Source organism: Bradyrhizobium erythrophlei, from assembly GCF_042430365.1.
Lineage (GTDB): Bacteria > Pseudomonadota > Alphaproteobacteria > Rhizobiales > Xanthobacteraceae > Bradyrhizobium > Bradyrhizobium erythrophlei.
On sequence record NZ_JBHMET010000051.1, the window covers coordinates 134,653 to 145,859 of the forward strand.

11 protein-coding genes and 1 pseudogene are annotated in these 11,207 nt (G+C 65.5%); 6 read left to right on the plus strand and 6 right to left on the minus strand.

Features of this window, described 5'->3' with window-relative positions; all coding sequences use genetic code 11:
• Positions 1-3 precede the first annotated feature (3 nt).
• Positions 4-1,160, minus strand: a pseudogene (locus ACFFWD_RS08710) (efflux RND transporter periplasmic adaptor subunit).
• A 252-nt stretch (positions 1,161-1,412) separates the two neighbouring features.
• On the opposite strand from ACFFWD_RS08710, the gene ACFFWD_RS08715 reads away from it, so the two are divergent.
• The 5 genes from ACFFWD_RS08715 to ACFFWD_RS08735 all read left to right on the plus strand — a co-directional run bounded on the left by ACFFWD_RS08715 (position 1,413) and on the right by ACFFWD_RS08735 (position 5,642).
• Positions 1,413-2,204, plus strand: a complete 792-nt coding sequence (locus ACFFWD_RS08715) for a cysteine rich repeat-containing protein (protein WP_376963680.1) — start codon at positions 1,413-1,415, stop codon at positions 2,202-2,204.
• 36 nt (positions 2,205-2,240) lie between these two features.
• Positions 2,241-2,462, plus strand: coding sequence for a cysteine rich repeat-containing protein (locus ACFFWD_RS08720; protein ID WP_376963682.1), 222 nt, complete (start codon positions 2,241-2,243; stop codon positions 2,460-2,462).
• A 132-nt stretch (positions 2,463-2,594) separates the two neighbouring features.
• Positions 2,595-2,807: a hypothetical protein gene (locus ACFFWD_RS08725; protein ID WP_376963685.1), complete on the plus strand. Its 213-nt coding sequence runs from the start codon at positions 2,595-2,597 to the stop codon at positions 2,805-2,807.
• 97 nt (positions 2,808-2,904) lie between these two features.
• Positions 2,905-4,035, plus strand: a complete 1,131-nt coding sequence (locus ACFFWD_RS08730) for an FAD-dependent monooxygenase (protein WP_376963688.1) — start codon at positions 2,905-2,907, stop codon at positions 4,033-4,035.
• Complete coding sequence (locus ACFFWD_RS08735; RefSeq protein WP_376963690.1) at positions 4,032-5,642, plus strand: benzoate-CoA ligase family protein; 1,611 nt, start codon at positions 4,032-4,034, stop codon at positions 5,640-5,642. The genes ACFFWD_RS08730 and ACFFWD_RS08735 overlap by 4 nt, the downstream gene beginning before the upstream one ends.
• Positions 5,643-5,820: 178 nt before the next feature.
• Here the strand turns inward: ACFFWD_RS08735 and ACFFWD_RS08740 are convergent, their stop codons facing one another.
• The 3 genes from ACFFWD_RS08740 to maiA are packed head-to-tail and all read right to left on the minus strand — an operon-like array spanning position 5,821 to position 8,148.
• Positions 5,821-7,014, minus strand: coding sequence for a 3-hydroxybenzoate 6-monooxygenase (locus ACFFWD_RS08740; RefSeq protein ID WP_376963693.1), 1,194 nt, complete (start codon positions 7,012-7,014; stop codon positions 5,821-5,823).
• Complete coding sequence (locus ACFFWD_RS08745) at positions 7,014-7,526, minus strand: MarR family winged helix-turn-helix transcriptional regulator (RefSeq protein WP_376963696.1); 513 nt, start codon at positions 7,524-7,526, stop codon at positions 7,014-7,016. The genes ACFFWD_RS08740 and ACFFWD_RS08745 overlap by 1 nt, the downstream gene beginning before the upstream one ends.
• Complete coding sequence (maiA, locus tag ACFFWD_RS08750) at positions 7,516-8,148, minus strand: maleylacetoacetate isomerase (protein ID WP_376963699.1); 633 nt, start codon at positions 8,146-8,148, stop codon at positions 7,516-7,518. Before maiA ends, ACFFWD_RS08745 begins: the two co-directional genes overlap by 11 nt.
• A 111-nt stretch (positions 8,149-8,259) precedes the next feature.
• Here maiA and gtdA point away from each other — a divergent pair, with 111 nt between their 5' ends.
• Positions 8,260-9,300, plus strand: coding sequence for a gentisate 1,2-dioxygenase (gtdA, locus tag ACFFWD_RS08755; protein ID WP_376963702.1), 1,041 nt, complete (start codon positions 8,260-8,262; stop codon positions 9,298-9,300).
• Positions 9,301-9,434: 134 nt separating this feature from the next.
• Here gtdA and ACFFWD_RS08760 read toward each other — a convergent pair whose 3' ends face one another.
• Entirely contained in the window at positions 9,435-10,262 is an 828-nt protein-coding gene (locus ACFFWD_RS08760; protein WP_376963705.1) for an ABC transporter permease, read from the minus strand.
• A complete protein-coding gene (locus tag ACFFWD_RS08765) occupies positions 10,255-11,028 on the minus strand; it encodes an ABC transporter ATP-binding protein (protein WP_376963708.1) in 774 nt (257 codons plus the stop codon). Before ACFFWD_RS08765 ends, ACFFWD_RS08760 begins: the two co-directional genes overlap by 8 nt.
• Between the last annotated feature and the right edge of the window lie 179 nt (positions 11,029-11,207).

An 11,207-nucleotide genomic window follows, 5' to 3' on the forward strand; every position in this document is an offset into this window, starting at 1 on the left:
TCCCTATTTTGCCGGTGCCGCCGCCGCTTCGATCTTCTTGAGTTGCGGGTCGACCTTCTGCCCCGGGATCGCGCGCAACAGGCCGGCGGTGACGACACGGTCGTCCGGCTTCAGCCCGCTTTCGATGACGCGCAGCTCGCCCTCGAGCGGCCCGGTCTGCACTTTGCGCTGCTCGACGACGTTCTCGCTGTTCACGACCAGAACGTAGCGTCCGGTCTGGTCGCTGCCGAGCGCGACGTCGGGGACCAGCAGCGCATTGTCCGGCTTGCCGAAGGGCACGCGGACGCGGACGTAGAAGCCCGGCAGCAGGACACGGTCGGGATTGGGGATCACGCCACGCACCGGCAGTGTTCCGGTCGACTGGTTCAGCGTCGGAGCGGCGTAGTCCAGATTGCCCTTGTGCGGATAGCCGGTTTCGGTCTGCAGCCCGACCTCGACCGGCAATTGCCTGAGATCGTTCGCGGTCATGCCGAGCTTGCGCGCCTCGTCGCGGACGCGCTGTACGTCCTGTTCGTTGACGTTGAAGTTCACATAGATCGGATCGAGTTGCACGATGCTGGCAAGCTGGGTCGGCGACGCCGCGCCGACGAGCTCGCCGATCGACACGAGGTGATTGCTGACGATGCCGTCGAACGGCGCGGTGACGTTGGTATAGCCGTAATTGACCGCGGCGATCTTGGTGTTGACTTCGGCCTGCTGCAAACCGGCCTGCGCGTTGTCGCGCGTCGCGGTAGATGTATCGAGAGTCGCCTGCGAGACAGCTTGCCGCTGCACCAGATCCGTTTGCCGCTTGAAGTCCGCTTCGGCCTGCTTCAGCGTCGCCTGCGCACCGGCTTCGGCGGCCTTCGCCTGCTCGAGCTTCAGCTTGTAGGTCTCCGGCTCGATCGTGAACAGTGTGGTCCCCTCCTTCACGAAGGTGCCGTCCTTGTAGTCGATCGACTGCAGGAAGCCCTGCACGCGCGCAACCAGATCGACGCTCTTGATCGGCGCAGTGTTGCCAGTGGCATCGATGTAGCGCGTGATGGCGCGCTGCACGGGCACTGCAACATCGACCTTGGGCGGCGGCGGCGCCACAAACTATTTTGTTCGCAGGCACTTAAGCTCGCGAAGGCGAATGTCGCGAAAGCCACGCGCGCGACCGCCGTGGTTCGCAGCCGCACAATTCTGCTCAACGTCGCGTGTGTCGGCGTGCGCGCATGCCTCATTTCCGGGCCTCTATTTCAAAGTGCGTTCGAAAAAGGCGTCGTAGCGGGCAAAGACTAGCTTGCTCCATGCTTAGCAACAATCCGCTTGCAGTGGAACTCGAAAGCGAAAATGATGTCGCTCGCCAAGGTTGTTAGATCAAAACTTTTTTCCACGACTGACTTCGGTTGAAGCGGCGGCTTCCAGCGACAACAAAGGGATTGAGTCAAATGATCAACGCGTTGACCCGCGCGGCAGGGCTTTCGGCGCTGCTCGCGCTCGCCACACTCGCAAGCACGACACCGACATTGTCGCAGGCACCAACCCAGGCGCAGCGCGACGCCATCAAGTCGCAATGCCGCAACGACTACGCCGCGCATTGCTCGAGCGTCCCGCCCGGCGGTGAAGCGTCGCTGCAATGCCTGCAGAAGAACATGGCGAGCCTGTCCGGAGCTTGTGCGAGCGCGGTCCGCGCGGTCGAGGCACCGGCCGCGCCAAAGGCCGAGTCCGCACCGGCTGCGGCGAAGACCGAATCCGCGCCGGCCAAGCCGGCGGCCGAGGCCGCGGCACCAAAGACCACAAGCAAGCAGCCAAGCAGCGCCCAGATCTCGGCGATCCGCAGCGCCTGCCGGTCGGACTATCCGAAGGTCTGCGCGGGCGTGCCGACCGGGGGCGCACCGGCGCTGCAATGCCTGGAGAGGAACAGGGCTAGTCTTTCGCCGGCATGCGAGAAGGCCGTTGCCGCGGCGAGCGGTGGCGGGGCGACATCTGCCGCCGCGCCCGCCGGGACGGCGGCGGCACCCGCAGCCGCGCCCGCGGCCGCGCCGAGCGTGATCGTGCTGCGGCCGTTGCGGCCGCGCGAAGAGCTGTTCGTGCTGCGCTCGGCCTGCGGCGCGGACGTTCGCTCGCTCTGCGGCGGCGTTCAACCCGGCGGCGGCCGGATCGTGCAGTGCCTGGCGACCAATGCGGGCTCGCTGTCGCCGGCCTGCAAGGAGGTGCTCGCACCATTCGCGGCACGATGAGCCAACCGGCGCGATGTCAGGAAGAGGGAGACACACATGCTGCGTATCATCGTGACCGCCGCACTGCTTGGCGGGTCGACCACCGCCTTCGCCCAGGAGCTGACGTCGGAGCAGCGCAATGCCTGCATGGGCGACTATGAGAAATACTGCAAGGGCGTGACACCCGGCGGCGGACGGATCATCGCCTGCCTGTCCAAGGAGAGCGACAAGCTCTCGGCCGCCTGCAAGAAGGTGCTGGCCGCGGCCGAGAAGAAATAGCCGCGCACGGGCGCGCCGTCGATCGGCGCGATTTGGTCGCCGCAGACGGCGGCGGACCTGCATCCGCAGCACCTTTACTGACTGACGGAGACTGACTGCCAGACGTCGAAGAGAACCACCGGGAGAGATCTCATGCGTTCATTCCTGCTGATTGCTGCCGCCGTGCTGTCCTTCGCTGCGACGATGACTTTTGAATCCGCCGACGCCAATGCCGTGGTCTGCGCGCGCGGCGTCTATCGCGCGGGATGCGCCGGCTATCGCGGCGCCGTGGTCGTCCGCAAGCCGGTGGTCGCCGGCTGCCGCTGGGTGTGGGTCGGCGGCGTCAAGGTCCGCCGCTGCTATTGAGCTAGCGCTCGGACGCATTTTCCCTCTGGCGTTCCCGCCGGAGGAAGTCTAGTCTGGCTCCAATTAGTAAGTACACTGTCAATCTGGGAGGCAGACGTTGCGCATCGCCGTGATCGGCGGAGGGCCCGGCGGGCTCTATTTCGCCTATCTCTGGAAGAAGCGTCATCCCGACGCCGAGATCGATCTGTTCGAGCAGAACGCTGCCGACGCCACCTGGGGCTTCGGCGTAGTGTTTTCCGAGCAGGCGCTGGACTTCCTGCGCGCCGACGACCCCGACACGGTCGACGCCATCGCGCCCAGGATGGAGAGCTGGAAGAACATCACGCTGAATCTGCGCGGCGAGAGCGTCGAGATCGACGGCGTCGGCTTCTCCTCGATCGGCCGGCTGGCGCTGCTCACGCTCCTGCAGCAGCGGGTGCGCAGCGTTGGCGTCGTGCCACGTTTCGACACCTCGGTGCAATCGGTGGATCAGCTTGCGGGCTATGACTTGATCGTCGCCGCCGACGGGCTGAACTCGATGGTCCGCCGCGGCTTCGAGACCGCGTTCGGCGCGTCGGTGTCGCACTCGACCAACAAGTTCGCCTGGTATGGCACCACGAAGACCTTTGCGACGCTATCGCAGACCTTCGTCAAAACCGAGCTCGGCAGCTTCAACGCCCATCACTACCGCTACGCAAAGGGCATGAGCACTTTCCTGGTCGAGTGCGACGCCGCGACCTGGGCGGCCTACGGCTTTGCCGACAAGAGCATCGAGGAATCGCAGGCGATTTGCGAGACGGTGTTCGCCGCGACGCTCGACGGCCACCGGCTGGTGTCGAACAAATCGGTGTGGCGCAATTTTCCCTGGATCTGGAACGAGCGCTGGTCGCACGGCAACATGGTGCTGATCGGCGACGCCTTGCATTCGGCGCATTTCTCGATCGGCTCGGGCACGCGCCTTGCGATCGAGGACGCGATCGCGCTGACCAGGGCGCTGGAGGCGGAGGCAGGTATCGCGCCGGCGCTCGCGCGCTATGAGAGCGAACGCAAGCCGATCGTGAAGAAGCTCGTCACCGCGGCGCGCACCAGCGCCGACTGGTACGAGCATTTCGCCGAGCACATGAAGCTCGGCCTGATGGATTTCGCCTATAGCTACATCACGCGCTCCGGCCGGATCGACGATGCGCGGCTGCGCGCGATGTCGCCGGGCTTCATGGCCCGCTATGAAGCCGCGAGGAGCAGGTCATGACCGCCATCATCGACCAGGTGCCTTCGGACAGTCCCGGTGCACGCGAAATCGGCTTCGCGATTGCTGCACGCTACAATGCCAGCCGCATCCTGTTCGACAATCTCGGCAACGGGAATGCCGACCGGCTGGCGCTGACCGGCCCGGCGGGCACGCGGACCTATCGCGAGCTCTGCGCGGAGGCCGCGCGCTGGGGCCATGGCTTCAAATCGCTCGGATTGAAGCGCGGCGACCGCATCCTCCTGTTTCTCGACGACACGCCGGTCTATCCGGCCGCCTTCTTCGGTGCGGTGCGGGCGGGCTTCGTCCCGCTCCTGATCAACACGCTGACGCCACCCGATCTGTTGCAGTTCTACCTGTCGGACGCGAGCGCCGCGGTCGCGGTGGCCGATGCCGAGTTCTGTTCGCGTTTCAACGCCGAGGCCTGCAAGGACACGCCGCTGCGCACGCTGATCGTGGTCAATGGCATGGCCAACGACCACGCGGTCGGTGATGCGCGCATTGCCAGCGAATGGCTCACGGACTTTGCGACCGAATTGCCGGAGGCCGACACCGATCGCAACGAGATGGCGTTCTGGATGTATTCGTCAGGTTCGACCGGCCGTCCCAAGGGCATCGTGCATTTGCAGCACGACATGGCCTATAGCGAGCTCGCCTTTGCCCGCAGCGTGCTGAAGCTTGAGCCCGGCGACATCTGCTTCTCGGTGCCGAAGATTTTCTTCGCCTACGGCTTCGGCAATTCGATCACCTTCCCGTTCTCGGTCGGCGCCGCCACGCTGCTGCTGCCGGGCCAGCCCAAGCCGGCGACGATCTTCGCGGCGATCACGCAGCATCGCCCGACCGTATTCTTCGGCCTGCCGACGCTCTACACCGCGCTGACCAAGGCCGACGGCGCCGACCTGACCGATTTCTCGTCACTGCGGATGTCGCTCTCGGCCGCCGAGGTGCTGTCGGCCGAGGTCTTCAACGGCTGGAAGGCGTTAACCGGGCTCGAGATCATCGAGGGCCTCGGCTCGACCGAGGTGCTGCACATCTATCTCAGCAACCGCGCGGAGCAGAAGAAGCTCGGCGCCGCCGGCCTTCGCGTTCCCGGCTATGAGGTGATGCTGCGCGACAAGGACGACCACGAGGTCGGCGACAACGAGGAAGGCATTTTATGGGTGCGCGGCGATTCCGCCACCCCGCTCTACTGGAACCGGCCCGACAAGACCGCCGAGACCGTGCGCGAGGGCGGCTGGACCTACACCGGCGACCGCTTCGTGCGCGACAGCGACGGTTTCCATTTCTTCCGCGGCCGTGCCGACGACCTGATCAAGATCTCCGGCCAGTGGGTCTATCCGCTCGAGGTCGAGCTCTGCCTCGCCGATCACCCCGACGTCCGCGAATGCGCGGTCTACGCCTTCGAGTTGCCGGACCGCCGCATGACGCTGAAGGCAGTGGTGGTGATGAACCGGAGCGGCTTCGATACCGGTGAGGCGACGCGGCGACTGCAGGATTACGTTAAGACGAAACTCCTGCCCTACAAATATCCGCGCGAGGTGAAATTCATCGACGAGCTGCCGAAGACCGGAACGGGCAAGATCGACCGGCAGGCGGTGATGCGGATGTAGCGGCCACATACTCGGTGTCGTCCCGGCTCTTCGCCGGGACCCATAACCACCGACGCCAGTTGTTGCATTGAGCTGTGGCGGCAGCGCCCGCCACACAAGCATTCGTGGTTATGGGTCCCGGATCGCGCTTCGCTTGTCCGGGACGACGACTGAGGGTGCGGCAGCCGCCTCACCTTCCCTAGCCGCCGACTGCGCCCAACCCCGTCCCGCCATACAACCACGCAATATCGTCGCACCATTCCTCCTGCGACTTCGCGCTCATGATCGCGTTGCGGAAGCGGGCGTGCTCGCCTGAGGGATGGTAGATGTGCTCGCCGATCGCGCGCGACATCAGCTGCACGCGCGCGGTGCGTGGGAAGCGCTGCGCGCGATAGGCCTCGAGCGCGGCGGCGTGATCGTCATGGTTGGCCAGCATGTGCGACAGGCAGACCGCATCCTCCATCGCCTGGCAGGCGCCTTGCGCGAAATATTGCAGCATCGGGTGCGCGGCGTCGCCGAGCAGCGCGACGCGGCCGTCGACCCAGCGCTCGGTCGGATCGCGGTCGCACAGCACCCAGAGCTTCCAGTTGGTGCCGTGGCGGATGATGTTCTGCGCCCGCTCATGCACATGGCGAAAGCCCTTCATCACCTCCTCCTCCGACACCGGTTGGCCGGCGACCGGCTCCGGCGCGTCGTTGTGGTAGGTGACGACGAGGTTGAACACCTTCCAGCCCGACAGCGGATAATGCACGATGTGGCATTTCGGGCCCGCCCACAGCGTCGCCGCGTTCCAGCGCAAATCCTCAGGCATCTGCTCGGTCGGGATCACCGAGCGATAGGTGGTGTGTCCGGAGACCCGCGGCGGCCCGTCTGATGTGACCTGCTTGCGGATGTTCGACCACAGCCCGTCGGCGCCGATCAGGAGCCGCCCAGTGATCCGCTCGCCAATGGCGAGCTTGGCCGTCACCGATGAACCGTCCTGCTCGTAGCCGACAACCTCGCTGGAGACGCGCAGCTCGATCAAGTCGTGGCTCTCGCAGGCGCGCAGGAACACGCCGTGCAGATCGCCGCGATGAACCACCGCATAGGGATTGCCGAAGCGGGCGCGGAAGGCGTCGCCCAGATCGATATGGGTAATCTCATCCGCAGTCAGCGCATCCATCAGCCGGAGCTGGTCGATGTAAACCGCCATATTGCGTGCGGCCTCGCCGACGCCGAGATAGTCGAAGGCGTGGAACGCGTTCGGGCCGAGCTGGATGCCGGCGCCGATCTCACCGAGGCGTGAGGCCTTCTCCAGCAGGACCGAACGGATGCCCTTTTGCGCAAGGCCCAGCGCAACGGCAAGGCCGCCGATGCCGCCGCCTGCGATCAGGACCGGTTTGGTGTCAGTCATCAGCCAGACTTCCCGAGATGTTCGAGTGCGTCCTCGGCGCGCAGCGGCACGCGCGACGCCTCGTTGTTGAGATCGACGAGCTGGGTCAACAGCGCCAGCAGCGTCTTGCGGTCGGTCGGCTTCAGCGGCTGCAGCATGCGCGCCTGCGCCTTGTCGACCGATGGCATGATGTCGTGCAGAACGGCCGCGCCCGCCTTGGTGAGGTAGAGCAGCTTGACGCGCTTGTCCTCCGCCGCCGGCTTGCGCGCGATGAAATCCTTGGCCTCGAGCCGCTCGATCACGTTGCCGAGCGTGGAGCGATCGAACGCGATCACGGCCGACAGCCGCGTGGCGTCGATGCCGGGATGGGTCGAGATCGCGATCAGCGCCGCATATTGCACCGGCGTCAGATCGAACGCCTTGCACTCCTCGACGAACAGCGCGACCGCGATCTGCTGCATCCGCCGGAACAGATAACCCGGCGCGGCATAGACCGCGTCCATGGTCACAGGCGATTGCTTGCTATTCGGCATCGGGCTGCTTGTCCGGAGCGGCGTCGGCGAATGCCTTCACGGCCCTGGCGGCCGCTTCGGCTTTCAGGAGACGCGGATAGGCCGACACATCGACGCCGAAGCGGCGTGCATTGGCGAGCTGCGGCACCAGGCAGAGATCGGCCAACGTCGGCTGATCGCCGAAGCAGAACGGCCCGGCCTCGCCCGATATCAGCGTCTCGCACGCCGCCAACCCTTCGCGGTTGGCCCAGGCCGCCCACTCCGTCACCTTTTCCTCCGGCAGGCCGAGCTGACGCAGCCGCGCCAGCACTTTCAAATTCTGAACCGGGTGGGTGTCGCAGGCGATCGCCTGCGCGAAGGCGCGGACCTTGGCGCGGCGCAGCGGATCCTTCGGCAGCAGCGGCGGATTGGGATGGGTCTCGTCCAGCCACTCGATGATGGCGAGCGACTGGGTGAGGATCGCGCCGGCATCGTCCTCCAATGTCGGCACCAGCCCCTGCGGGTTGATGGCGAGATAGCCCGGCGCGCACTGCTCACCCTTGCGCAGATGATGCGGCAGGTGCTCTGTCGTGAGGCCCTTGAGGTTAAGCGCGATCCGGACCCGGTAGGATGCGCTGCTGCGGAAATAGCCATGCAGCTTCATCGGAACCTCCCTGCAACTTCGTTCTCGTTTGGCTTGCTACGTACCGTTGACGCTACTCATATTGGCAGTATACTGTCAATTGGCAACAAGCAAGAATGACGGGAGGTCCCGATGGAAGCCGTGCAGAAGACCCCGGAGCGCGAGGCGTTCTACAAGAAGATCGACGGCCAGAATCTCTCGGCGCTGTGGAACGTGATGAACGATCTGATCACGCCGGAGCCGAAGAGCGCCTGCCGCCCGCATCTCTGGAAGTTCGACCAGATCCGCGACTACATGAACGAGGCCGGCAAGCTGATCACGGCCAAGGAGGCCGAGCGGCGCGTGCTGGTGCTGGAGAATCCCGGCCTGCGCGGACAATCGAAGATCACGACCTCGCTGTTTGCCGGCGTACAGATGGTGGTGCCCGGCGATATCGCGCCGGCGCATCGCCATGCGCAATCGGCGCTGCGCTTCGTGCTCGAGGGCAAGGGCGCCTATACCGCCGTCGATGGCGAGCGCACCGCGATGTCGCCGGGCGACTTCGTCATCACGCCCTCGATGACCTGGCACGACCACTCGAACGAAACCAACGAGCCGATGTTCTGGCTCGACGGGCTCGACATCCCGATGGTGCAGTTCTTCGACTGCTCCTTCGCGGAAGGCGCGAAGGAAGACCAGCAGACCATCTCAAAACCCGCCGGCGACAGTTTTGCGCGTTACGGCCACAATTTGCTGCCGGTCGACCTGAAGCGGACGTCGAAGACCTCGCCGATCTTCAACTACCCCTATGAACACACCCGCGAGGCGCTGGAGAAGGCCAAGGCAAGCAACGAGTGGGACGCCTGCCACGGCCTGAAGCTGAAATTCTCCAATCCCGAGACCGGCGACTTCGCGATGCCGACCATCGGCACCTTCATCCAGCTGCTGCCGAAGGGGTTCAAGACCGCGCGCTATCGCGCAACCGACGCCACCGTGTTCGCCGCGATCGAGGGCAAGGGCCGCACGAGGATCGGCGACCAGACCTTCGAGTGGGGCCCGCGCGATCTGTTCGTGGTGCCGAGCTGGCACTGGGTCACGCACGAGGCGGATACGGACTCCGTGCTGTTCTCCTTCTCCGACCGTCCGGTGCAGCAGAAGCTCGACCTGTTCCGCGAGGATCGCGGGAACGCGTAACGGACGCTCGCTCTCTCCACGTCATGCCCGGGCTTGACCCGGGCATCCACGACTTCCCTTCGAGCGGCGACCAAAGACGTGGATGGCCGGGTCAAGCCCGGCCATGACGAGTGTTTGGTGGCACGGACCACACCTCACCGCCAGTGCAGCAATCGCGCCTCGAGCAAGTTGATCAGCTTCCCCACCGCAAGCCCGAACAGCGATAGGATCACGACGCCGGCCAAGAGCTGATCGGTCTGCATCAGGTTGCCGGCCTGCAGCACGAAGGCACCGATGCCGAATTGCGCGCCGATCATTTCGGCGCTGACGACGAGCAAGAGCGCAACCGACGCGGTGATGCGGAAGCCTGCCAGGATCGAGGGCAACGCGCCCGGCCAGATCACGCGGCGGACGATGGCGTGGAACGGCACGTTGAAGCTCTGCGCCATCCGGATCAGGTTGCGCGGCACCGCATCGACGCCGCTATAGACCGAGATCGCGGTCGAGAAGAACACCCCGAGCGCAATGGTCGCGATCTTCGGCTCCTCGCCGATCCCGAGCCAGAGGATCAACAACGGCAAGAGCGCGATCTTCGGAATCGGGAACAGCGCCGAGATGAAGGTGATGCCGACGCCGCGCGCCAGCGTCGACAGCCCGATCGCGAAGCCGACGGCGACACCGGCCACCGTTCCGATCAGCCAGCCGGAGCCGATGCGCATGATCGACCACGAGAGGTGCTGCCAGAGCGCGCCCGAGATCGCGAGCTTGTAGATCGCGACCGCGATCGCCGACGGCGCCGGCAGGAACAGCGGGTTGACCCAACCGGCGCTTCCGGCGAGCTGCCAGATCGCAAGCACGACGAGAAGCGCGATCCAGCCGGCATAGCGGCTGTTGACGGGCGTGAAGCCGGCACCGCGGAACGCGACCGGACGCGGCTTGTCGGTGGATTGCTCTCGTGTTTCCGGGGTGGCGCGATCAAGCATCCTGCACCTCGCGCTCGGCGTCGATCGCCTCTTTGCGGATCAAGGACCACAATTCGCCTTGCAGCGCCGCCATCCGGCCCCGCGCTTCAATCTCGCCGCGCTCGGCGCGCGTCATCGGGATGGTGACGATCTCCCGGATGCGGCCGGGACGGCGCGACAACACGACGACCCGATCGGCGAGCCGAACCGCCTCCTCGAGATTATGCGTGACGTAAACCGCACTCATCGCGCCATCGGCGAGCAAACGAACAAAGTCCTCCATCAGGAGCTCGCGGGTCTGCGAATCCAGCGCCGACAGCGGCTCGTCCATCAAGAGGATCGCCGGCCGCACCGCGAGCGCCCGCGCGATGCCGACGCGCTGGCGCATCCCGCCGGAGAGCTGCTTCGGATAGGTGGCACGGAAATCCGAGAGCCCCGTGCGGCGCAGCGCGTCATCGACGACGGCGCGGCGCTCGCTTGCGCTTAAGGCGGCGTGCAGCAGCGGAAATTCGATGTTCTGCTCCACCGTGCTCCATGGCAGCAGCGCGAAATCCTGGAACACGAAGGTCAGCGGATTGAGGCTGTCGGACGGCGGCGCGCCGCGCAGTTCGGCCGCGCCGCGGCTCGGCCGCAGCAGGCCGCCGAGGATCGACAGCAGCGTGCTCTTGCCGCAGCCGGAGGGACCTACGATCGCCACCACCTCGCCGGCGCCGACCGTGAACGAGATGTCGTCGAGCACGTCGAGCGTACCGAAGCGATGGCTGATATGGTCGGCGATCAGGTCCATGACGCCCGCCTTTTCCGTACGTGATCCGTCATCCTGAGGAGCGCGAAGCGCGTCTCGAAGGATCGACGGCCCGTCTGCATCCGGGCCGTCGATCCTTCGAGCCGCGCGCAATGGCGCGCTCCTCAGAGGATGTGATTGTTTTGGTAGCTCGGCAAGGAAGTGTAGCCGATGGCTGGCGC